Here is a 22,349-nt window from a genome sequence, read left to right on the forward strand (position 1 = left end):
GGCTACTTCCGGGGGTCGGCGGGCTCGGACCAGCCGAACTCCGGGACCCGCGAGGCGAAGATCCTCAGCACCTGCTCGGAGGCGTCCAGGGCGTCGGACTCGCCGGCGTCCAGGGCGGCGCAGGCCTGCTGAGCGCGCTGCTGGACCTCGGGATCGCCGTCCAGGGAGTCCATGATCCGGTTGCGCACGATGCTCCACATCCACTCGTGCTGCTGAAGGGTTCGGCGGGACTCCAGGGATCCGTTGTCCACCAGCCAGGAGCGATGGTCCTGGACGGCCTTCCAGACGTCGTCCAGCCCCTCCCCGCTCACCGCCGAGCAGGTGAGCACCGGAATCTTGCGGCTGTCCTCCTCCGTCGAGGAGGACATCATCCGCATCGCCTGACGCAGGTTGCGGGCGGCCTCCCGGGCGTTGGGGGCGTTGTCCCCGTCGGCCTTGTTCACCGCGACGATGTCGGCGAGTTCCAGGACGCCCTTCTTGATCCCCTGGAGCTGGTCTCCGGTACCGGCCACCGACAGCAGCAGGAAGGTGTCGACCATCCCGGCCACCGCCACCTCGGACTGTCCGACGCCGACCGTCTCCACCAGCACGACGTCGTAGCCGGCCGCCTCCATCACGACGATGGCCTCGCGGGTGGCTCGCGCCACACCGCCCAGGGAGCCGCCCGAGGGAGAGGGGCGGACGAAGGCGTCCTCGCGTTCGGCGAGGGCCCCCATCCGGGTGCGGTCGCCCAGGATCGAGCCGCCGGTGTTGGCCGAGGAGGGATCGATGGCCAGCACGGCCACCTTGTGGTGGTACTCGTCGACCAGCCGGCAGCCCATCGCGTCGATGAAGGTCGACTTGCCGGCGCCGGGAACCCCCGAGATGCCGACCCTGACCGCCTTTCCGGTGTGCGGGGCGAGCAGCCTCAGCATCGTGCGGGTCCGCTCACGGTCCACCGGTCGGCTGGACTCCACCAGGGTCAGGGCCCTGGCGATGTGCGGCCTGCTGCCCGCCACCACATGCTCGACGAGATCGTTGACGTCCACTGGTCCCACTGTTCTGCTCCTCCGTCTCGAGACCGGTCCTGGCCCGGCCAGCCGCCCGTTCGTCGAGCCTATGATGTCGCTCCGACATCCTCGCACCGGGGCGGACGCAACCGGGAGCGGCCGGCTCCGGGCCGGGGTCTGCGCGAACCGGGCAGCGGGGTGAGCAGGGCGGGTGAGCAACAGGGCGAGCGCCCCGTGCCCCAGCTCAGTGGCGGGCCTCCTCCGCCAGCGCGTCGGCGAGGATCTCGATGCCACGGGTGGCCTGCTCGGCGGTGATGACGCAGGGCGGGACGACGTGAATGCGGTTGTCGTGGACCGGAAGGATCAGGCCCCGCTGGTGGCAGCGCCTCGAGACGGCTGCCAACCGTGACCCCTCCAGCCTCTCCCTCGTCGCCTTGTCAGCGACCAGTTCGACGGCCCAGAAGACACCCTGGCCGCGCACCTCCCCGACCAGCGGGTTGTCGCCGAGAGCACGCAGCCCGGGGCCAAGGACCGTCTCGCCGATCTGGTCGGCGTTCTCGACGATCCCCTCGTCCTCCATCGCGGTGATGGCCGCCACGATCGCCGCCATCGCCAGCGGGTGGCCGGAGTAGGTCAGGCCGCCGGGGAACACCCGTTCGTCGAAGAAGTGCGCGATCTCGGAGCTGATGACCACACCGCCGGCCGGGACATAGCCGGAGTTCACCCCCTTGGCGAAGGTGATGAGGTCGGGGACGACGTCCTGCCGCTGGAAGGCGAACCAGGCACCGGTGCGCCCGAACCCGGCCATCACCTCGTCGCAGATCATCACGATGCCGTACCGGTCGGCGATCCTGCGAACCCCTGCCAGGTATCCGGGCGGGGGAACCATGATCCCGGCGGTGCCGGGAACCGACTCGAGCAGGATCCCGGCTATCGTCTCGGGTCCCTCGGCGAGGATGGTGTGCTCGAGGTGCTCAAGAGCCCTGGCGCACTCCTGCTCGGCTGTGGTGGCCCAGAACTCGGACCGGTACAGGTAGGGGCCGAAGACGTGAACGTGTCCCCTGGCGTACTCGTTGGGGATGCGTCGCCAGTCACCGGTCGCCACGATCGACGCACCGGTGTTGCCGTGGTAGGAGCGGTACCGGGAGATGATCTTGTCCCGGCCGGTGACCAACCGCGCCATCCGCATCGCGTTCTCGTTGGCATCGGCCCCGGCGTTGGTGAAGAAGACCTTCTCGAAACCGGCCGGTGCGTGCTCCAGAATCTTGCCGGCCGCCTCGGCCCGCTGCTTGTTGGAGGTTGACGGGGCGACCATCGTCATCACCTCCGCCTGCCTGCGGATCGCGGCGACGACTCGCGGGTGCTGGTAGCCGATGTTGACGTTGATCAGCTGGCTGGAGAAGTCGATCCAGGTGTTGCCGGCGTAGTCCCACAGACTGGCTCCGGACCCGCCGGCGATCGACGAGGAGGGCAGATGGGCCTGGGCGCTCCAGGAGTGGAGGACCCGGGAGTGGTCGGCCTCGATGACGGCGGCGTCGAGATCGGCGCCGGTCAGGTCGTGCCCGACCCCCGCCGCTCCGCAGTCCTCCTCCCACCCGACGACGGGGCGGATCCCGGCCTCACGTTGATTCCCGGTGCTGCTGTGCGAGGAGGTGGACATCGGTGCCTTCTTCCGACTCGGACCTGCTTGGGGTGTTCGCGGTGCCGACCCTGACCGGGCCCACCGCCGGTGGCCCCACTGTCCGGCTCCCGTGTTTCCGGGTCGTTTCCGCACCCGATCACCTGTGTGACGGCCCGGGCACATCCCCCGCCTGGATTGCCGGACCGGGCCGGGCATAGCATGACCGGTCGTGCCAGCAGGAGTGCGGATGACGGGGCGACCGCAGGCCAGAGCCTGGATCGTCTGGGGGGCCGCCGTACTGGCCTACACACTGGCGGTGCTCCAGCGCAGCTCACTCGGTGTGATGGGCCTGACCGCCGCCGCGCACTTCCACGCCACCGCAGGCATCGTCGCCACCTTCATGATGCTTCAGCTGGCGGTCTACGCGCTCGCACAGCTTCCCGCCGGGCTGCTCCTCGACCGGTTGGGACCTCGGGTCGTCATCACCCTCGGCGCGGTGCTGATGACCGCGGGCCAGCTGATCATCGCCCTCACCAGCGATCCCGGTCTGGCGATCCTGGCCCGCATCCTGGTCGGCGCCGGGGACGCCTGCACCTTCAGCTCGGCGATCCGGGTCATCCCGGCCTGGTTCCCGGCCCGACAGGTCCCGATGCTCACCCAGCTCACCGGGCTCATCGGCCAGATCGGCCAGATCGGCTCGACGGTGGGGCTGGTGACCCTGGTCGGCACCCGAGGATGGCGCACCACCTACCTGGTGGCGGCCGCGGCCGGCGTCGTCGGGATCCTCACCAGTGCCCTGCTGCTGAGGGACGCGCCCGCCGGGTCCAGGGATCAGCGCGCCTCCGCATCGGTGCGCCAGCTGCCCCGGGAGGTCCTGGCGGTGATCCGCAACCCGGCCACCGGGGTGGGGTTCTGGGCCCACTGGTCGACGAATCTGGGCGGGGTCGTCTACTCGATGATGTGGGGAATGCCCTATCTCACCCGGGCCGAGGGGAGATCCACCGCCACGGCCTCGGGGCTGATGACCTTCTACATCATCGCCTCGGCCGTGTCGGGGCCGGTCGCGGCCCGACTCACCCAGCGCCACCCGTTGCGCCGCACCACCCTGGTGGTCGGCATGGTGGGGCTGGCCGTGGTCCCGTGGATCGCGGTCCTGGGATGGCCGGGCAGGGCCCCGCTGTGGCTGCTGGCGACCCTGTCGGCAGGTCTTGGACTGTGCCTGCCGGGCGGGGCGATCGGTTTCGACGTGCTGCGCACCAGCCATCCGGCCCGGCGGCTGGGCACCGCGACCGGGATCGCCATCATGGGCGGGTTCACGGCCTCCCTGATCCTCATCCAGGTCATCGGGCTGGTCCTGGACCGGCTGTGCCCCGGTGGCGCCTACACCCTGTCGGCGTTCCGGTGGGCGATGAGCATCCAGTTGATCTTCTTCGCCGTGGGAGTCTGGGGGCTCCTCGACTCGGGACGCCGGATGCGGGCGATGATGGCGGCCTCCGGGACAGTCGTCCCGCCCTGGCGCGAGGCGATCGCCCGACACCGAGGAGGCCGTGACGGCTGAGCGGTGCAGGCGGTGACGGCTGAGCCGTGGAGCTCGGCCGCCGCTCAGCTGCGGACGGTGAGCTCCCCGGCGATGCTGGTGCCCATCCAGTGGGCCACCTCCTCTGCCCCCAGACCCTGGGAGAGCAGGAAGACCAGCTTGGCGTAGACGGCCTCCAGAGTCATGTCCTCCGATCCGATCGCCCCCGCCCGGGCCAGCTCCCAGCCGGCCTCGTAGTGGCCCAGCAGGACATCGGCCTGGTGGCACTGGGAGGTGACCACCACCGGCACCCCGTCGGCGATCGTCGCGGCGATGACGTCGACCAGTCCGGGTTCGTCGCTGGGAGCGTTTCCCACCCCGAAGGCCCTCAGCACCACGGCCTCGGGACGCGGATCGATCATCGCGGCCAGCCGGTCGGCGGTGATTCCGGGCGCCAGGTCCAGCACCGCGATGTCGCAGCGCCGGTAGGGCCGGGGGCTGTCCCAGCCGCACCCGCGCGGACCGGGAGCGGTCCACTGCCAGGGCGCCCCGGTCCGCGCCAGCTCGGGGACGCTGGGCGAACCGAATCCCTGGAAGGCCCACGACGAGGTCTTGGTCACCCGGGTGCCGCGCAGCAGCTTGTGGCCGAAGAAGATCGCCACCCCGAAGGACTGCCCGGCCATCGCGGCACGCAGCGCCCCGGTGACATTCGGGGCGGCGTCGGTGCCCACCACCCCCAGCGGGTACTGGGCCCCGGTGAGCACCACAGGCTTGTCGAAGCCGGTGAGCGCGTAGGACAGTGCGGCGGCGGCGTAGGCCATCGTGTCGGTCCCGTGCAGGACGACGAAGGCGTCGGCGTCATCGTGCCGCGCCCACAGCTCGTCGACGATGTGCTGCCAGTCCTCGGAGGTCGCGTTGGCCGAGTCGATCAGGTGGTCGAAGGTGACCAGACCGACCCCCCGATCCAGCTCGGTGCCGCTGAGCAGTCTGTGCAGCCAACCCTCCAGGTCGGCCCCGGGGGCCAGCCCCTGAGGGGTGTCGACCATACCCAGGGTGCCACCGGTGTACAGGATCTCGACCCTCATGCGGCTCTCCTCCTCGGTTCTACTTCTGTGACGTCTGGGACGTGGTGTCGGCCGACTCGGCCGAGTCGGCGTCCAGGATGTTGTCGAGCAGGTCCCCCTTGATGCGGTTGCGCACCGCGAACCAGCCGATCACCAGCAGCACGACGACCCCCAGGAACATGTAGATGGTGGGACGCCCGACACCCGGGTCGAACCACATCGACACGATCACCACGACCAGGAAGACGATGGCCACGATATTGGTCACCGGCGCCCCGCGCAGCCGGAAGTCGGGACGCTCGACGTCTCCCCTCCTGGCGCGGCGGACGAAGATCACATGGGAGGCGAGGATCGAGATCCAGGTGCCGGCGATGCCGATACCGGCCAGGTTCATGACGATGTCGAAGGCGCCACTGGGGTAGATGTAGTTGATGAGCACGCCGATCAGGCCCAGCGAGGCGGTGATGGTGATGCCGCCGGCCGGCACCTGGTGCCTGTTCAGCTTGGAGGCCATCCGCGGGGCCTCCCCGGCCACCGCCATCGACCGCAGGGTGCGACCGGTGGCGTAGAGACCGGCATTGAGGGAGGACAGTGCCGCGGTGAGCACCACCACCTGCATGATGTCTCCGGCGTAGGGCACCCCGATCCGGGCGAAGAAGGTGACGAACGGGGACTCGTCCCCGGAGTACGCGGTCCACGGCAGCACCAGGGTCATGAGGATCACCGAGCCGACGTAGAACACGAAGATTCGCAGAATCATCGAGTTCACCGCCTTGGGCAGGATCTTCTTGGCCTCGGCGGCCTCTCCGGCGGCCACGCCGACCATCTCGGTGCCGCCGAAGGCGAAGATGACGCCGAGCGACAGGGTGAGCAGCGGGGCCACTCCCAGCGGGAAGAACCCGCCGTGCTGGGTGAGGTTGGCCAGTCCGGCATGGTCCTTGCCGACCGCGTGGCCGGTGACGATGGCCCAGATCGCGACCGCCATGAAGGCCACGATGGCCGTCACCTTGATCGCGGCGAACCAGAACTCCGCCTCGCCGAAGTACTTCACCGAGAACATGTTCAGGGTGAAGACCACCGCCAGGGCGATCATCGCCAGCACCCACTGGGGGACCGGCTGGAAGAAGGTCCAGAAGTGCAGGTAGAGCGCGACGGCCGTGATGTCGGCCATCACCGAGGTCGCCCAGTCGAGGAAGAACAGCCATCCGGTGATGTAGGCGCCCTTCTCCCCCATGAACTCACGGGCGTAGGAGACGAAGGCTCCCGAGGAGGGCCGGTGGATGGACAGCTCGCCCAGCGCTCGAACCATGATGAAGGCGAACAGTCCGCAGATCGCGTAGGCGATGGCCAGCGCCGGGCCGCCCTTCGCCAGCCGGCCGCCGGCACCCAGGAACAGCCCGGTGCCGATCGATCCGCCGATCGCGATCATTCTGATGTGTCGGGTCTTCAGACCCTTCTGGTAACCCTCGTCGGCCTTGTCAACGACCCGGGTGTCTGCGTCCGAACTCACCGGGTAAGTATGGACCCGGCGAGTCGGGCGTCCGTCCAACCGCTCAGACGTGGACGCTGAGGAATCGACGCACCGACGAGATGAATCCCAGTCCGTCGGTCCCACCGCTGGTGAGGTCCTCGACGGCGTGCTCGGGATGGGGCATCAGGCCCACCACATTGCCGGTCTCGTTGGTCACCCCGGCGATGTCGTGCTCGGACCCGTTGGGATTGCGCACGTACCGGAAGACCACCTGGTTGTTGGCCTCCAGGGCCGCCAGCTCATCGGTGGAGGCGACGTAGTTGCCCTCGCCGTGCTTGGCCGGGATCAGGATCCGCTGATCGGGCTTGAAGTCGCAGGTCCACACCGTGTCGATGCTCTCCACGACGAGTTCCTGGACCGAGCAGTGGAACCGCCGCTGCTCGTTGCGCATCAGGGTTCCGGGCAGCAGGTGAGCCTCGCACAGCACCTGGAAGCCGTTGCAGATTCCCAGCACGGGCAGGCCCCTGTCGGCCGCCTCGCGCACCGCGGTCATCACCGGCGACAGCGCCGCGAGGGCACCGGCCCTCAGGTAGTCGCCGTAGGAGAAGCCACCGGGCAGGATGACCCCGTCAACACTCTTGAGGTCGGCGGAGGCGTGCCACAGGTGCACCGGCTCGGCGCCGCCCAGGCACACCGCTCGGGCGGCGTCCTGGTCGTCGAGGGTTCCCGGGAAGGTGACCACACCGATCCGAGGGGCCATCTCAGCGCTCCACGTGAATGTCGTAGGACTCGATGACGGTGTTGGCCAGCATCGTCTCGGCGATCTCGCGGATCTCGTCGAGCCGGTCCTCGACCCCCTCGCCGGTGATCTCGAACCGCTTGCCCTGTCGGACCGTCAGGCCCTCGTGGGCCCGCCTCCCGAGGACGCCGGTGATGGCCTTGCCCTGCGGGTCGAGGATCTCGGGCTTGGGCATGACGTCCACCACAACACGTGCCATGGCGCCGATCCTATCGGTACCGGCCGACGTCTGGTCGTCGGTCCCGGGGCGGACCGTCCCGGCATCGGCGGACCCCAGCGGATCGCTCACTCCGGTGAGCATCGTCCATGCCTCGAGGTACCGGTCGCGGGTGGCGCTGACGATGTTGTCGGGCAGGGTCGGGGGTTCCTCGTCCGAGTGTCGGTCCCACCCCGATCCGAAGGTCAGCCAGTCGCGGACGAACTGCTTGTCGAAGGAGGGGTTGGACCCTCCCGGGGCCCACTGGGAGGCGTCCCAGAACCGCGAGGAGTCGGGGGTGAGCACCTCGTCGCCCAGCACGATGGTGCCGTCGGCACGGTGGCCGAACTCGACCTTGGTGTCGGCCAGGATGATGCCGCGGTCGCGGGCGATCTGCTCGGCGCGGGCGTAGATGGCCAGGGACAGTCGGCGCAGCTCCTCGGCGACCGGGGCCCCCACGATGGAGACCAGGGTGTCGAAGTCGATGTTCTCGTCGTGCTCGCCGTAGTCGGCCTTGGTGGCCGGGGTGAAGATCGGCTCGGGCAGTCGTGAGCCGTCCTGGAGCCCCTCGGGAAGGGCGATGCCGCAGACCTTGCCGCTCTGCTGGTACTCGGCCCAGCCCGATCCGGTGAGGTAGCCGCGCACCACGCACTCGACCGGGTACATCTGGAGCTCCTCGACCACCATCGCCCGGCCCTGCACGGCCTCGGGGACGTCGGTGGAGACGAGATGGTTGGCGACCACGTCGCGCAGCTGGTCGAACCACCACAGGGAGATGCCGGTGAGCACCTTCCCCTTGTCTGGGATGTCCGGGGACAGGATGTGGTCGTAGGCGCTGATCCGGTCGGTGGCGACCATCAGCAGTCGACCCGGCTGATCGGGCAGTCGGTACATGCGCCGAACCTTGCCCTCGCTGAGCAGTGGAAGCCCGAGATCATCGGTGGAGCTGGCCATGCAGGCATCATCTCACGCACTCCGCCCCCGTGCGCAGCACGTCCAGACGGCCCGTGCGCAGCACGTCCAGACGGCCCGTGCTCAGCGCGTCCCGATCACATCGTGATCACTGGAATCTATTGGTCGGACCAAAAGTGATAGCTTGTCTCTATCAGCAAGCGAGACAACCAAGAAGGTCACTGATGAGTCTGATCAACACGAAGATCCTTCCTTTCCAGGCGCACGCCTACCACCAAGGCGAGTTCGTCGACGTCTCCGATGCCGACGTGGCCGGCAAGTGGGCCATCTTCTTCTTCTACCCGGGCGACTTCACCTTCGTCTGCCCCACCGAGCTCGGCGACCTGGCCGACCACTACACCGAACTGCAGAAGATGGGCGTCGAGGTCTTCTCGGTCTCCACCGACTCGCACTTCGTCCACAAGGCATGGCACTCCGAGTCGGAGACCGTCGCCAAGGTCCAGTACGCGATGATCGGCGACCCGAGCCTCCAGCTCACCCGCAACTTCGACGTCGAGCGCCTGGGCGCCGGACAGGCCGACCGGGCCACCTTCCTGGTCGACCCGCAGGGAGTCATCCAGTTCTACGAGCTCACCGCCGAGGGAATCGGCCGCAACGCCGAGGAGCTGGTCCGCAAGGTCAAGGCGGCCCAGTACATCGCTGCCCATCCCGGTGAGGTCTGCCCCGCCAAGTGGGAGGAGGGCGATGACACCCTCGCCCCGTCCATCGACCTCGTCGGCATGATCTGATCCTCATCCCCGAACCATCGCGAGCCCCCGGCGGGGACCCGACCCGCCGGGGGCTCGCGATATCTCGTCACCCTTCTCGGACAGCTTTGCAAGGCCGCCCGTCACAGCCTCGAAGGAGAAACACCATGCTCGATCCCGCCCTCACCCAACAGCTCAAGACCTACCTGGCGATGACCACCGAACCGGTCGTCCTGGTGCCCTCCCCCGGCACCGACAAGAGGTCCGAGCAGATGATGGAGCTCCTCGGTGAGATCGAGGCCGCCGGCGAGCGGGTCACCGTCGCCGACCCAATCGCCGACGACCGCACCCCCTCCTTCGCCATCACCCGCCCCGGCACCGACATCTCGGTGCGCTTCGCGGGCCTGCCGATGGGCCACGAGTTCAACTCCCTGGTGCTGGCCCTGCTCCAGGTCGGAGGGGTTCCGGTCAAGGCCGACGCCGCCCTGCTGGACGCCGTCCGCGGCCTGTCCGGCCACCACGAGTTCACCACCTACATGTCGCTGACCTGCCAGAACTGCCCGACGGTGGTCCAGGCCCTCAACGCGATGAGCATCACCAACCCGAACATCCGGCACACCGCGGTGGAGGGCGGGGCCTTCGCCGCCGAGGTCAAGGCCAAGGGCATCCAGTCGGTGCCGGCCATCTACCTGGACGGTCAGGAGTGGGGTTCGGGCCGGATGACGATGGCCGACATCCTGGCCAAGCTGGACTCCGCGGCCGCCGAGCAGGCCGCCGAGGACCTCTCGCAGCGCGAGCCCTACGACGTCCTGGTGGTGGGTGCCGGCCCGGCCGGAGCCTCCGCCGCCGTGTACGCCGCCCGCAAGGGGATCCGCACCGCGATGGCCGGTGAGCGGATCGGCGGACAGGTGCTCGACACCGACGCCATCGAGAACCTCATCTCGGTGCCGCACACCACCGGCCCGAAGCTGGCCGCCTCGCTCAGCGCCCACATCAGCGACTACCAGATCGACGCCATCGAGCGTCAGCACGCCACCGAGCTCATCCCGGCCGGGGAGGACGGTCTGACCGGCGTCCGGTTCTCCGACGGGGTGCTGCGCGCCAAGGCCGTGGTGCTGGCCACCGGCGCCCGCTGGCGTCAGCTGGGGGTGCCCGGCGAGCAGGAGTACAAGACCAAGGGTGTCACCTACTGCCCGCACTGCGACGGCCCGCTGTTCAAGGGTCAGGACGTCGCGGTGGTCGGCGGCGGCAACTCCGGTATCGAGGCGGCCATCGACCTGGCCGGTGTCACCGGTCATGTCACCGTCCTCGAGTTCATGGACTCCCTCAAGGCCGACGCCGTGCTGCTGTCGACCCTGGAGTCGCTGCCCAATGTCGACGTCATCACCTCGGCCCAGTCGACCCAGGTGGTCGGCGACGGCTCGCACGTCACCGGTCTGGAGTACCGCGACCGCGGCACCGGCGAGCTGCACACCGTCCCGGTGCGCGGAATCTTCGTCCAGATCGGCCTGCTGCCCAACACCGAGTGGCTCGAGGATGCGGTCAACCTCACCAAGCGCGGCGAGATCGTCGTCAACACCCGCGGCGCCACCTCGGTGCCCGGTGTCTTCGCCGCCGGTGACTGCACCACCCAGCCCTTCAAGCAGATCATCATCTCGATGGGATCGGGTGCCACCGCGGCACTGGGCGCCTTCGATCACATCATCCGCTCCGCCGGAGCCGCCAAGACCTTGGCCAAGGCGTCCTGAGGGCGGTTGCAGGAGTCATGAATCTGCGGTGGGTGGAGTACCTGGTCGCACTGGCCGATGAGCGTCATTTCGGCCGGGCCGCGGCCAGGTGCGGGGTGAGCCAGCCGACCCTGTCGGCCCAGCTGCGCCGTTTCGAGGAGGAGCTCGGCGGGCCCCTGGTGGTGCGTGAACCGCGGGTCGAGCTCACAGAGCTGGGGCGCCGGGTGGTCGGTCCGGCCCGCCAGATGCTCTCCCTGGCCGAGGACATCTCCTGGGCGGGTCGTGACCAGGAGGGATCGGTCACCGGGACCGTGCGGGTCGGGATCTTCCCGACCCTGGCGGCCTACCTGCTGCCGCACCTGTTGGCCGGGTTGGACCATGATGCGCCGGGGGTGGACCTGTCGGTGGTCGAGGAGAAGTCGGCCACCCTGCTGGGGCTGCTGGACTCTGGTGAGATCGACGTCGCCCTGCTGGCCTCCGCGGTGCCCGCCAAGCTGAGTTCGGTGCCGGTCTTCCGCGAGGAGTTCCTGCTGGCCACCCCGGCCGATGACCCGCTGGGAACCGACCCGGGCCCGGTGGACCCGGCTGCTCTGCGCGGCACCGATCTGATCCTCATGTCGGAGGGTCACTGCCTGCGCGACCAGGTCCTCGAGGTGTGCGCGGACTCGGGTTCCGGTGTCCGCAAGGACATCCAACCCGGGTCGGTGGCGACCCTGTCCCAGCTGGTGGCGGCCGGTTCCGGGCGGACCCTGATGCCCCGGATGGCAGTGAGCCCCCCGATGGCCCCCGATCCCCGGATCGCACTGCGCGAGTTCACCGAGCCCCGGCCCCATCGCGACGTGGTGGTGTGCGGGCGGGCCGCCGTGCTGGAGCGGCGCGCCGTGCGGGCGCTGGTCGCGGTGCTGCGCGACCTGCCCGGCGGCCTGGTCGAACCCCTCGAGAGCCTCTGCTACAGCACCTGACCGGGCAGATACCGGGCCGCCTCGGGATGATCGGCGACAATCGCCTCCACCTGCCCCACCAGGGCGGCGACCTGGGAGCGGGCGGCCCCGGTCAGCTCGATCGGCGAGGTCACCAGGTCGGCCAGCTCGGAGGAACTCAGCGGGATCCGGTCGTCGGCGGCCAGCCGGTCGAACAGATCGTTGTGGGTGCTGCCGGTCTCTCGCATCTGGAGGGCCAGCGAGACGGCGTTCTCCTTGATCGCCTCGTGGGCATCCTCCCGGCCCACTCCGGCGCGCACGCACGCCATCAGCACCTTGGTGGTGGTGAGGAAGGGCAGGTAGCGCTGGAGCTCGGCCTCGATGACGGCGGGGAAGGCGCCGAAGTCGGTGAGAATGGTGAGGAAGGTCTCGAACATCCCGTCGACGGCGTAGAAGGCGTCCGGCAGCGCGACCCGGCGCACCACCGAGCAGGAGACGTCCCCCTCGTTCCACTGCACCCCGGCCAGCCCGGTGGTCATCGTGAGGTAGCCGCGCAGCACCATGAGGAAGCCGTTGACCCGCTCGCAGGAGCGCGCGTTCATCTTGTGCGGCATCGCCGAGGAGCCCACCTGGCCGGGCTTGAATCCCTCGGTGACCAGCTCGTTGCCGGCCATCAGGCGGATCGCGGTGGCCAGATCGGAGGGCCCGCAGGCCACCTGGACCAGAGCCGAGACTACCTCGAAGTCCAGCGAGCGCGGGTAGATCTGGCCGGTGGAGGTGAGCACGTGGTGGAAGCCGAGGTGCTCGACGATGGTGCGCTCCAGGGTGGCCAGCTTGGCGGCGTCGCCCCCGAGCAGGTCGAGCATGTCCTGAGCGGTGCCCATCGGCCCCTTGATGCCGCGGGCCGGGTAGCGCTCAATGAGCTCCTCGACGCGCCGGTAGGCCACCAGCATCTCGTCGATGATGGTGGCGAACCGCTTGCCGAGGGTGGTGACCTGGGCCGCGACGTTGTGGGAGCGGCCGGCGATCGGCTGGTCGGAGTACTGCGCGGCGAGCCGGGCCAGCTGGGACAGCGCGGCGACCATCCGGTCGCGAATGAGGGTGAGAGAGACCAGCACCTGGTGCTGCTCGATGTTCTCGGTGAGGTCCCGACTGGTCATCCCCTTGTGGATCTGCTCGTGGCCGGCCAGCGCGTTGAACTCCTCGATACGGGCCTTGACGTCGTGGCGGGTGATCCGCTCACGGGCCGCGATGGAGTCCAGATCGATGACGTCGACGACCCGCCGGTAGTCGGCGAGCACCTGCTCGGGATCCTCTCCCCCGAGCGGGACGCCCAGTGCGATCTGCTCGGCCAGCACCGCGATCCACAGCCGGCGCTCGGCCTTGATCTTGTTCTCCGGCGACCAGATCTCGCGCATCTGGACCGAGGCGTAACGGTTGGCGAGGACATTGGGCACACTCACGGACGCTCTCCTGACAGGGTTGAGGGACAGATTCGAGGGACGGCTGCCGACGGCGGCGGGAGCAGGGCTCGGCGGACGGCCGTCAGCCCTGGTTCCCGCCGTCCTCCGGGGACTCCCGGGAGTCCTTGGCGGAGGGACCGTTGGGCTCCGACATCGCGTTGAAGGCCTCCTCCTCGGCGGCGGTCAGGGCGATGTCGTCGCGGTGGAACCCTCCGGGCAGGTCGATCCGCGCGAGACGTGCGTAGGCGGCCTGGCGGGCCCCGGTCAGCGTCTCGCCGTGGCCCAGGGCGACCAGCACCCGGCCGCCGGCCGAGACCAGCCGGCCATCGGCGGCCAGTGCCGTCCCGGCATGGATGACGTCGGGGTCGGGGCCTCCGTCGGGGGCCTGGGCCCCGGTGATCGGTCCCCCGGTGGTCGGGGTGCCCGGGTATCCCTGAGAGGCCAGGACGACGCCGACGGCGAATCCGCGACGGAACTCCAGGCCGCCGAACCCCGACAGGTCTCCCCTGGCGGCGGCCCGCATCACCTGGGCCAGCGGGGAGGTCAGCAGGGACAGCAGCGGCTCGGTCTCCGGGTCGCCGAACCGGACGTTGAACTCGACCACCTTGGGACCCTCGGCGGTCAGTGCCAGGCCGACGTAGAGCAGCCCCTGGAAGGGCGTCCCGCGACGCCTCATCTCGGCCAGGGTCGGGCGGATCACCTCGCGGCCGACCTGCTCGACCAGGTCGTCGGGAGCCCATGGCAGCGGGGTGTAGGCGCCCATCCCACCGGTGTTGGGCCCGGTGCCGCCGTTGCCGACCCGTTTGAAGTCCTGGGCCGGTTGGAGGGGCAGTGCCAGCTGGCCGTCGCAGATCGCGAAGAGGCTCACCTCGGGCCCCTTGAGGAACTCCTCGACAACGACCCGGTGACCGGCGTCCAGGCAGTGCGCCGCATGGTCCAGCGCGGCCTGCTGGTCGCTGGTCACCACGACCCCCTTGCCGGCGGCCAGCCCGTCGTCCTTGACCACGTGCGGGGCGCCGAACCGGTCCAGGGCGGCGGCCACCTCGTCGAGGTTGACGCAGCTGACGGCGGTGGCGGTCGGCACCCCGGCGGCCGCCATCACCTCCTTGGCGAAGGCCTTGGATCCCTCCAGGCGTGCCGCCTCGAGGCCGGGGCCGAAGCAGTCGATGCCGGCCTGGCGCACGGCGTCCGCCACCCCGGCGACCAGCGGCACCTCCGGTCCGATGACGACCAGGTCCGCGCCGATCCGGCGGCTCAGCTCCACGACCGCCTCGGCATCGTTGATGTCGACCGGATGATTGGTGGCGAAGGACGCCGTCCCGGGATTGCCCGGGGCCACGTGCACCGCCGCAACCGCGGGATCGCGGGAGATGGCCAGGGCGATCGCGTGCTCGCGTCCACCCTGGCCGAGGACGAGGACAGTCATCTCGGTCACGGGTCAAGACTAGAGGACGGCGCTCCCGGCACCAGACCTGACGGGTCGGGCGGCCGGCGTCCCGGCTGATGTCCGGCAGCCCGGCAGCCGGCCCGGGTACCGTACGCTGCCCGGGTGCAGAGCTCCCTGAGCCACGTCGCGGCGGTCCTGGTGGCGGGCATGCTGTGGGGCACCACCGGAACCGTGGCCCACCACGCCCCGCCGGGATCCGACCCGATGCTGATCGGACTGTCGACCTTCGGGTTCGGCGGTCTGATCCTGATGTCGACCCGACCGCGTCGCACCCTCGCCCTGCTGCGCGAACGCCGGGCACTGCCGCTACTGGCGGTCGGTGCCGTCGGGGTGCTGGGGTACGCCTGCTTCTACTACTGGCCCCTGGACCTCATCGGGGTCGCGGCCGGGGACGCCCTGGCGCTGGCCTCGGGACCGGTGTGGGCCGGAGTCCTCGAGATGGTGGTGGACCGGCGTCCGCCCGGGTGGGTCTGGCTGGGTGTCGTCTCGGTTCCGGTGGCGGGGATCTGTCTGCTGGTGTCCTCGGGCGGCTCGGCGCCGGCCAGCCGGCCGGTGGCCGGTGCCGTTCTGGGTCTGGCAGCGGGATTCGGCTGGGCGCTCTACTCCTGGGCGGGGTCGCGACTGATCGTCGATCCTGGAGCTGGGGGAAATGGCACCGGCGGCCGCGACTCCGGCACCGTGATGGCGGCGATGTTCACGCTGGCCTCGGTGGTCCTGGTGCCCTGGTTCCTGCTGGCCGGGCCGGGGCCGTTGATCGGGGCGGGCGGGCTGCCCGTGCTGGCATACCTGGCGGTGGTGCCGATGGCGCTGGGGTACACGCTGTTCGGTTTCGGGCTGCGGCGCGTGCCGGCCTCGGCCGCCACCACCCTCGCCCTCACCGAGCCGCTGACGGCGACCCTGCTGGCGACCTCGATCCTGGGTGAGAAGCCCACCGGGACCGGCTGGATCGGTCTGTCCCTGGTCGGTGCCGGGATCGTGCTGAGCGCGATCTCCCAGGGCAGGTCGGTGGCCCGCCGCCGGTCCGCGTCGGGCCGGCGGCGGACCCGGGACCTCAGTCGATCAGGTCGTTGATCATCACCGACTGGTCGCGGTCCGCGCCCACCCCGATGCCCGAGATTCGGCAGCCGATGAGCTCCTCGAGGCGCTTGACGTAGGCCTGGCAGGTGGCCGGCAGGTCGCTGAAGTCCCGCACCCCGGTGATGTCCTCGGTCCAGCCGGGCAGGTACTCGTAGACCGGCTTGGCGTGGTGCAGCTGGGACTGGGTCATGGGCATCGTCTCGAACCGCTCGCCGTCGATCTCGTAGGCCACGCAGACCGGGATCTTGTCCCAGCCGGTGAGGACGTCGAGCTTGGTGAGGAAGATGTCGGTCATCGCGTTGACGACCACCGCCTGCTCGACGACCAGCGCGTCGAACCAGCCGCAGCGGCGCGGCCGCCCGGTGGTGACGCCGTACTCGCCGCCCTCGGTCCGCAGCCGCTCACCGGTCTCGTCGAGCAGCTCGGTGGGGAAGGGGCCCTCGCCGACACGGGTGGTGTAGGCCTTGGCGATGCCGATCACCCGGTCGATCCGGGAGGGGCCGACCCCCGATCCGGTGCAGGCTCCCGCCGCGATCGGGTTGGAGGAGGTGACGTAGGGGTAGGTGCCGAAGTCGACGTCCAGGTGGTGGGCCTGGGCCCCCTCGAAGAGGACCACCTTCTTCTCGTCGAGGGCCTTGTTGAGCAGCCGCGCGGTGTCGACGACGTGCGGACGGATCCGGTCGGCGTGGGCGAGCAGCATGTCGGAGACCTGCTCGGGGTCGATCTCGCGGTGGTTGTAGATCTTGACCAGCTGCTGGTTCTTGCGCTCCAGGGCCGCCTCGACCTTCTGGCGCAGGATCGACTCGTCGAAGAGATCCTGGATCCTGATCCCGATCCGGTTGATCTTGTCGGAGTAGGCCGGCCCGATTCCCCGGCCGGTGGTGCCGATCTTGCGCTTGCCGAGGAAGCGCTCGGTGACCCTGTCCATCACCTGGTGGTACGGGGTGATGATGTGGGCGTTGGCGCTGATCAGCGGGTGCGGGATCGTCACGCCGCGGGCGGCGAGCTCGTCGAGCTCCTGGTGCAGCACCTCGAGGTCGATGACGACGCCGTTGCCGATCACGGCGGTGGAGTTGGGGTTGAGAATGCCGGAGGGCAGCAGGTGCATGGTGAACTTGTCACCATTGACGACCACGGTGTGGCCCGCATTGTTGCCGCCGGAGTAGCGGACGCAGTAGTCCACCCTCTCGGAGAGCTGGTCGGTGGCCTTGCCCTTCCCCTCGTCCCCCCACTGGGATCCGACAACGACGATTCCAGGCATGTTCACTCGCTTCCTCGGCCGTCCAGAGCGGTGGAGGCCGATCCCTGCGGTCCGTGGCCGACGACCGGCCAACGGCACAACATGGGCATTGTAGGGGATCGTCCACCCCACATTCCCGCGATGGACGGCTGCGACCGCAGGCCCCCGGCGGCTCTGCCCGGTGCCGCGGAGCGGCTCCCCACAACCTCGGTTCAGATCTCCAGCAGAAGCAGCCGGGAGCCCTCCAGCGGCAGGCGATGGGCCAGCGGGCCGAAGTGCGGATCGGCCTCGTGGCCGTCGAACTGCAGCCTTCGGCAGCCGCGGTCTCGGGCGTCGGCCACCACCCGACCCACCGCTGCGGCCAGTGCCTGATCCCCGTCGGGCGCGTCCGGGGTAACGGTCTCGGCGCACACCGTCGGCGCCCCCTCGTCGTCGAAGACGAAGGCCACCGCGGCGGGCTGGCCGTCCACCAGCGCGATCGCGGTGTGGTCCAGGTCCAGCTCGGAGGCCTCCGAGCGAAGCACTTCGCGCGCCTTCTCGGAGTCGTCGACCGGTGACCAGTCCTGGTGGACCCACCGGTAGATCTGCGCCCACAGGTGCTCGGCCTCCCCGGGGGACAGGGTCGATACGGGCACGACGTCGCGATGGCCGCCGAGCATCGCGACAACCCGTCCGAACTGACGCCGGGGAAGCTCCAGCGGCGGGCAGATGGCGTAGGGGACGCCGCCGAGACTGCGGATGAATCCCTCGGCGTCCGATCCCTCGACTGTCTTGGTGGCCAGTGGACGGTCGGACCTCTCCTTGACCCTCTCGACCAGCCGGCTCCCGATCCGTCGTCCGCGGGACTCCGGAGCCACCTCGACGTCGATGAACCGGCGGGTGCGGTGAACGGCCGCCAGCCAGCTGACGGCGTATCCGACGACGCGGCCGCGCCAGGTGGCCACCATGACGTTGGCGCTCGGATCGTCGAGCCATCCGGCCAGGCTGCCGGGCTCCCCGAACTCGATCCCGGTGATGTCGTCGATCTTAAGATCCCGGAACCCCACGTGCTCGACCATGGCTCCTCCTGAGGCCTGTGGCACCGGCTCAGCCCTGAGCCGTGCTGCCGACCGTCTGTTCAGCGGCGGGCTGACCCCCATCATCCCGCGACTCGCGCGCCTTGTCAGAGGTATCGGCATTGTCGGAGCCGTCGGCAGTGTCCGGGGTATCAGCATGGTCGGGGGCATCGGCGGTGTCGGAGGTGTCTGCCACCACGAGTGTGGTGTGGAGAACCTCCCATGCGGACTCGCTGAACCGACGGAGGAACTCCACGCAGCGATGGGCCTCCTCGGTCTGGCCGATCCGGTCTGCGGCCACGGACCTCGCCCACACGCACCGGAGGAGACCCTGGTTGGTGAGGTGGCCCCAGGGGACCGTGCCCTCGTCCTGCCACCCCTCGGCCCGCAGTGCCGCCATGCCGTGGTGGCAACCGGTCAGCGCATACGCGTATCCGGCGATGTCGGCCTCCTCGGTGCCGGCCATCAGGGCGCCCTCGGCGAGCAGCGCCCAGCACAGCGCCGAGGTGGGGTAGTCCCGCACCACGGAGAGGAAGTCGTTGCGGCCGTGGTCTGCCAGTTCGGCGATCGCCGGATCCGGGGGAAGCCGCGTCGCCGGCTCCGTCTCGGCCGACAGACTCTGATGCGTCTGGTCTTCTGCCATGGTGCAACCCTAGGGCTCCGGCCCGCCCGCCGTCGTGCTGGCCCGCGGGCCCGACCTCTGGCCGGAGTCATCAAAACACCCCCCGGGGTATCATCATCCCGATTCCGGCCGGCCCCATTGATGACGAGGGCGCCCGGCCATCGCAGCTGACGAGGAGATCCGATGAAACTCGACCCCGAGGAACTCAAGCCCGTGATCACCCGGCTGCGCCGCGCCCAGGGCCAGATCGGCGGGGTGATCGCGATGATCGAGGACGGCCGGGAGTGCCGCGACATCGTCACCCAGCTCGCCGCGATCGGCAAGGCGGTGAACCGGGCCGGCTTCACCCTGGTGTCCACCGGTGTGCGCAGCTGCATCGCGAACGGCGGCGAGGGCTGCGAGGAGGACCTCGCCGGGCTGGAGAAACTCTTCCTGTCCCTGGCGTGAGCGCACCCAGTCTGCGACGAGCACCCGACGGCTACCGTCCCGCCGTCCCGTCGGCCCAGGTGGCGAAGCCGCCGTCCAGGCTGCGGGCCCGCCGTCCGTGCTGGGTGAGGATCCGGGCGGCGACGTAGCTGCGCAACCCGGCCGCGCAGTGGACGATGAGGTCGCCGTCAGGCAGGTCGCCGAGGCGCTCGCGCAGCTCGTCGAGAGGGATGAGCGTCGAACCGGGGATGGCCCCCTTCTCGTGCTCTGCGGGGGTTCTCACGTCGATCACACGGGCGCCGCCTGCCATCGCACTGGCCAGTTCGTGCCACTGGATGGTGTCGACCAGGCCGTCGGCGAGGTTCTGGTCGGCCCAGCCGAGGAAGTTCACCGGATCCTTGGCCGAGCCGAACTGCGGCGCGTAGCACAGCTCCAGATCGGCGAGCTGCGACGCCTTCAGCCCGCCTGCCATGGCCGTGGCGATGACGTCGATCCGTTTGTCCGCCCCCTGATCGGCGACCGCCTGGGCGCCGAGGATGCGGTCGGTCCCGGGGTCGACAAGGAGTTTGAGACGCATTCCGACGGCGCCGGGGTAGTAGCCGGCGTGGTGCACCGGATGGGTGTGGATGACGCGCACGGGCCGCCCGGCGGCCCGAAGCCGGGTCTCGCTCCAGCCGGTGACCGCGACCTGGAGCCCGAACACCCCGACGATGGCGCTACCGAGGGTCGGGCGCACGACCCCGGGGCGCCCGGAGATGACATCGGCGACCAGCCGTCCGTCACGGTTGGCGGTGTTGGCCAGGGGCACGAGAACGTCGTCGCCGGTGATGGCATCGATCTTGGCCACAGCGTCTCCTGCGGCGTGGATGTGCGGGTCGGAGGTCGCCCAGCGATCGTCGACCGCAATGGCACCGGATCCGGTGATCTCCAGGCCCGCCCCGGCAGCCAGACGCGACTCCGGCCGCACCCCGATGGCCGCGAGCACGAGGGCGCCGGGCAGCTTCTCGCCGGTATCGAGGGTGACGCCGTCGTCACCGATCTCGACCACCGTCGAGCGCAGCCTCAGGTCCACGCCGTTGGCGCGCAACCGGGAGTGGACGGGCTCGGCCATCTCGGGATCCAGGGGTGCGATGACATGGCCGGCGGCCTCGACCAGATGGACCGAGATGCCGCGGGCGACCAGATTCTCGGCCACCTCGACACCGATGAACCCGGCTCCGATGACGACGGCCTCCGCGGCGTCCTCTGCGGCGTCGATGATCTGGTCGAGGTCGGTGACGTCGCGCAGCGTCAGGGCATGCTCGATGCCGGGGATGGGCGGGCGGACGGGCGCGGCACCGGGGGTGAGGACGAGCTCGTCATATTCCAGGGACTCGACCGCCCCGTCAGGGTGTCGCAGCTCGACGGTGCGCTCGGCGGGGTGGATGGCCAGGGCCTCGGTGCGAACGCGCACATCGATACGGAATCTGGCGGCGAGGGACTCCGGAGTCTGGAGCAGCAGCGCCGAGCGATTCTCAATGACTCCACCCAGGTGATAGGGCAACCCGCAGTTGGCGAAGGAGACGTGCTCGCCGCGCTCGACGACGATGATCTCGGCGTCCTCCTGGAGACGGCGCAGACGGGTGGCGGCGGACATGCCGGCGGCGACTCCGCCGATGATGACGATCCTCATGACGAGAAATGATACCCCCCGGGGTATATGCTGTCCATCGTCAACGGCTCCCCGGAACGGGAGTACGAGAGCCACTGAGCACCAGGGCCACGAGCACGAGGAGCGACATCATGTGTAGAGCAGTCACCTGCAAGGTCTGCGGAAAGACCACCTGGGCCGGATGCGGCCAACACATCGATCAGGTGAAGGCGGGCGTTCCCGCTTCGCAGTGGTGCGGCGGGAAGCACACCGAGGCCGAGATCCGGGCGGCGCGCAGGGCCCGGCCCTCAAACCCCTTCGCGCGACTCTTCGGGCGCTGATCCCGGGATCGAGGTCGCTGGGGGTGCGGACAGAGTCTGACCAATTGCGGTGCGAGTTCACACGACAGACCACCACAGTTGATCGACTGAACTCATGCTGGATCACGCGGACCGGCCCTCTGGATGATGAGCGTCTACTCGTCGACGAAATCAGTGATCCACCTGCGGATCTCGGCCAGCGTCGCCGGATCGACCCGGCCCGCACGGCCGACCACGTGCTCCCGCGAGATGGTGCGCAGCTGCTCATTCATGGCCCATGACCGGCATTGCAGGGCATCGGGCCGCAGCGGGATGTGATTCGACCATCCGCGGTCCACGGATGTGACCGGCACCACGATCACGAGCGTGTCGGCGATCAGGAGATGTCCGCGCGAGGAGACGACCACCGCGGGGCGCCGTCCGCTCTGCTCCCGCCCGACGACCGGATCGAGGAAGACCCAGACGATGTCACCGGGGCTGAGGTCAGGCATCCTGGGCCGACTCCCACCAGGCAGTCTCCTGCCGGTATGAGGCGAGATCCTTGGCCGGCGTCGCGTCGATCTCGGCCCTCAGCCGCTCGAACCGCTTCTGCTTGTCGGCCAGTGAGGCGAGATACCGGAGATGCTCACCCAAGGTGCGGTGCTCCGCGGCGGCCTGCTCCTTGAGCAGGTCGCGAACCTCGGGACTGACCTTGATCGTGGTGAGTGTCATACCACGAGGATACCCGCGGTCATACCCCCCGTGAGCCGGCCCGGCTCGTCGCGGCCCGACGGTCGAGAGCCACAGCAGCCCCACCGTGATGGGATGCAGCCCAGCTTCGCGGATCGTGGCGTACACATCAACCCCCAGAGAGCGCGAGCACAGAACTGAGGAAGTTATTCATCAGTGGCTACCAGCCGATTCTGCAGAGTTCAGGGGCTCTTCACGAACGAGGGTGTAGCGCGGGTCTGAATCCGCCGGCTTCGAGCAGCGACCGAGCGATGTAGTGGCTGAGGTTGCGGAAGCCGAGGGCTGTGCCGCGGAGGTGTTCGAGTCGGCCGTTGAATCTCCTATGTCTGTCAAGCAGAGCTTGGGGTGCAGTTGGCTGCGGCCGTGTTGAGTTTTCGGT

At 69.5% G+C, this 22,349-nt stretch carries 21 protein-coding genes; 7 read left to right on the plus strand and 14 right to left on the minus strand.

Features of this window, described 5'->3' with window-relative positions; all coding sequences use genetic code 11:
* Nucleotides 1-2: 2 nt before the first annotated feature.
* Both meaB and H590_RS17020 read right to left on the minus strand, forming a co-directional pair.
* Nucleotides 3-1,079, minus strand: coding sequence for a methylmalonyl Co-A mutase-associated GTPase MeaB (meaB, locus tag H590_RS0113850; RefSeq protein ID WP_414973662.1), 1,077 nt, complete (start codon nt 1,077-1,079; stop codon nt 3-5).
* Nucleotides 1,080-1,233: 154 nt separating this feature from the next.
* Nucleotides 1,234-2,649, minus strand: a complete 1,416-nt coding sequence (locus H590_RS17020; RefSeq protein ID WP_084149558.1) for an aspartate aminotransferase family protein — start codon at nt 2,647-2,649, stop codon at nt 1,234-1,236.
* Between the two features lie 208 nt (nt 2,650-2,857).
* Between H590_RS17020 and H590_RS0113860 the strand changes: the two genes are divergently transcribed.
* Complete coding sequence (locus tag H590_RS0113860) at nt 2,858-4,168, plus strand: MFS transporter (RefSeq protein WP_036982717.1); 1,311 nt, start codon at nt 2,858-2,860, stop codon at nt 4,166-4,168.
* 44 nt (nt 4,169-4,212) lie between these two features.
* Here the strand turns inward: H590_RS0113860 and H590_RS0113865 are convergent, their stop codons facing one another.
* From H590_RS0113865 to H590_RS0113880, 4 genes are read right to left on the minus strand one after another with little or no spacing between them, the layout of a single operon-like run.
* The gene (locus tag H590_RS0113865) at nt 4,213-5,211 is read right to left on the minus strand and encodes an asparaginase (protein ID WP_028703974.1); all 999 of its coding nucleotides are present in this window, start codon (nt 5,209-5,211) and stop codon (nt 4,213-4,215) included.
* A 19-nt stretch (nt 5,212-5,230) separates the two neighbouring features.
* Nucleotides 5,231-6,700 carry an amino acid permease gene (locus H590_RS17025; RefSeq protein WP_036982721.1) on the minus strand — a complete coding sequence of 490 codons (1,470 nt, stop codon included), beginning with the start codon at nt 6,698-6,700 and terminating at the stop codon, nt 5,231-5,233.
* A gap of 43 nt (nt 6,701-6,743) precedes the next feature.
* Nucleotides 6,744-7,421: a phosphoribosylformylglycinamidine synthase subunit PurQ gene (gene purQ / locus H590_RS0113875; RefSeq protein ID WP_028703975.1), complete on the minus strand. Its 678-nt coding sequence runs from the start codon at nt 7,419-7,421 to the stop codon at nt 6,744-6,746.
* A 1-nt stretch (nt 7,422) separates the two neighbouring features.
* The gene (locus tag H590_RS0113880) at nt 7,423-8,610 is read right to left on the minus strand and encodes a phosphoribosylaminoimidazolesuccinocarboxamide synthase (RefSeq protein WP_028703976.1); all 1,188 of its coding nucleotides are present in this window, start codon (nt 8,608-8,610) and stop codon (nt 7,423-7,425) included.
* 182 nt (nt 8,611-8,792) lie between these two features.
* Between H590_RS0113880 and ahpC the strand changes: the two genes are divergently transcribed.
* The 3 genes from ahpC to H590_RS0113895 all read left to right on the plus strand — a co-directional run bounded on the left by ahpC (nt 8,793) and on the right by H590_RS0113895 (nt 12,003).
* The gene (gene ahpC, locus H590_RS0113885) at nt 8,793-9,356 is read left to right on the plus strand and encodes an alkyl hydroperoxide reductase subunit C (RefSeq protein ID WP_028703977.1); all 564 of its coding nucleotides are present in this window, start codon (nt 8,793-8,795) and stop codon (nt 9,354-9,356) included.
* A 125-nt stretch (nt 9,357-9,481) separates the two neighbouring features.
* Nucleotides 9,482-11,062: an alkyl hydroperoxide reductase subunit F gene (gene ahpF, locus H590_RS17030; RefSeq protein WP_036982725.1), complete on the plus strand. Its 1,581-nt coding sequence runs from the start codon at nt 9,482-9,484 to the stop codon at nt 11,060-11,062.
* Between the two features lie 17 nt (nt 11,063-11,079).
* Nucleotides 11,080-12,003, plus strand: coding sequence for a hydrogen peroxide-inducible genes activator (locus H590_RS0113895; protein WP_028703978.1), 924 nt, complete (start codon nt 11,080-11,082; stop codon nt 12,001-12,003).
* Here the strand turns inward: H590_RS0113895 and purB are convergent.
* Complete coding sequence (purB, locus tag H590_RS0113900) at nt 11,991-13,424, minus strand: adenylosuccinate lyase (protein ID WP_028703979.1); 1,434 nt, start codon at nt 13,422-13,424, stop codon at nt 11,991-11,993. The two genes, H590_RS0113895 and purB, sit on opposite strands and share 13 nt — an antisense overlap.
* Before the next feature lie 82 nt (nt 13,425-13,506).
* Entirely contained in the window at nt 13,507-14,850 is a 1,344-nt protein-coding gene (purD, locus tag H590_RS0113905) for a phosphoribosylamine--glycine ligase (protein ID WP_028703980.1), read from the minus strand.
* 123 nt (nt 14,851-14,973) lie between these two features.
* Between purD and H590_RS17035 the strand changes: the two genes are divergently transcribed.
* A complete protein-coding gene (locus H590_RS17035; RefSeq protein WP_051238661.1) occupies nt 14,974-15,942 on the plus strand; it encodes a DMT family transporter in 969 nt (322 codons plus the stop codon).
* Here H590_RS17035 and H590_RS0113915 read toward each other — a convergent pair.
* The 3 genes from H590_RS0113915 to H590_RS17045 all read right to left on the minus strand — a co-directional run bounded on the left by H590_RS0113915 (nt 15,923) and on the right by H590_RS17045 (nt 18,886).
* The gene (locus tag H590_RS0113915; protein ID WP_028703981.1) at nt 15,923-17,209 is read right to left on the minus strand and encodes an adenylosuccinate synthase; all 1,287 of its coding nucleotides are present in this window, start codon (nt 17,207-17,209) and stop codon (nt 15,923-15,925) included. The two genes, H590_RS17035 and H590_RS0113915, sit on opposite strands and share 20 nt — an antisense overlap.
* A gap of 191 nt (nt 17,210-17,400) precedes the next feature.
* Nucleotides 17,401-18,246 carry a GNAT family N-acetyltransferase gene (locus H590_RS17040; RefSeq protein ID WP_036982728.1) on the minus strand — a complete coding sequence of 282 codons (846 nt, stop codon included), beginning with the start codon at nt 18,244-18,246 and terminating at the stop codon, nt 17,401-17,403.
* 28 nt (nt 18,247-18,274) lie between these two features.
* Nucleotides 18,275-18,886, minus strand: a complete 612-nt coding sequence (locus tag H590_RS17045) for a DUF3151 family protein (protein ID WP_071161776.1) — start codon at nt 18,884-18,886, stop codon at nt 18,275-18,277.
* A 162-nt stretch (nt 18,887-19,048) separates the two neighbouring features.
* On the opposite strand from H590_RS17045, the gene H590_RS0113930 reads away from it, so the two are divergent.
* Nucleotides 19,049-19,312: a metal-sensitive transcriptional regulator gene (locus H590_RS0113930; protein ID WP_028703982.1), complete on the plus strand. Its 264-nt coding sequence runs from the start codon at nt 19,049-19,051 to the stop codon at nt 19,310-19,312.
* 31 nt (nt 19,313-19,343) lie between these two features.
* On the opposite strand, the gene H590_RS0113935 is transcribed toward H590_RS0113930, so the two are convergent.
* Nucleotides 19,344-20,963 (minus strand): FAD-dependent oxidoreductase, encoded by a 1,620-nt coding sequence (locus tag H590_RS0113935; RefSeq protein WP_028703983.1) that lies wholly within the window; start codon nt 20,961-20,963, stop codon nt 19,344-19,346.
* 110 nt (nt 20,964-21,073) lie between these two features.
* Between H590_RS0113935 and H590_RS18170 the strand changes: the two genes are divergently transcribed.
* Nucleotides 21,074-21,262 carry a hypothetical protein gene (locus H590_RS18170; RefSeq protein WP_084149559.1) on the plus strand — a complete coding sequence of 63 codons (189 nt, stop codon included), beginning with the start codon at nt 21,074-21,076 and terminating at the stop codon, nt 21,260-21,262.
* Between the two features lie 134 nt (nt 21,263-21,396).
* On the opposite strand, the gene H590_RS0113940 is transcribed toward H590_RS18170, so the two are convergent.
* Entirely contained in the window at nt 21,397-21,732 is a 336-nt protein-coding gene (locus H590_RS0113940) for a type II toxin-antitoxin system PemK/MazF family toxin (protein ID WP_028703984.1), read from the minus strand.
* The gene (locus tag H590_RS0113945; RefSeq protein WP_028703985.1) at nt 21,725-21,952 is read right to left on the minus strand and encodes a hypothetical protein; all 228 of its coding nucleotides are present in this window, start codon (nt 21,950-21,952) and stop codon (nt 21,725-21,727) included. The genes H590_RS0113940 and H590_RS0113945 overlap by 8 nt, the downstream gene beginning before the upstream one ends.
* Nucleotides 21,953-22,349: the final 397 nt, after the last annotated feature.

The organism is Acidipropionibacterium jensenii DSM 20535, from assembly GCF_000425285.1.
Lineage (GTDB): Bacteria > Actinomycetota > Actinomycetes > Propionibacteriales > Propionibacteriaceae > Acidipropionibacterium > Acidipropionibacterium jensenii.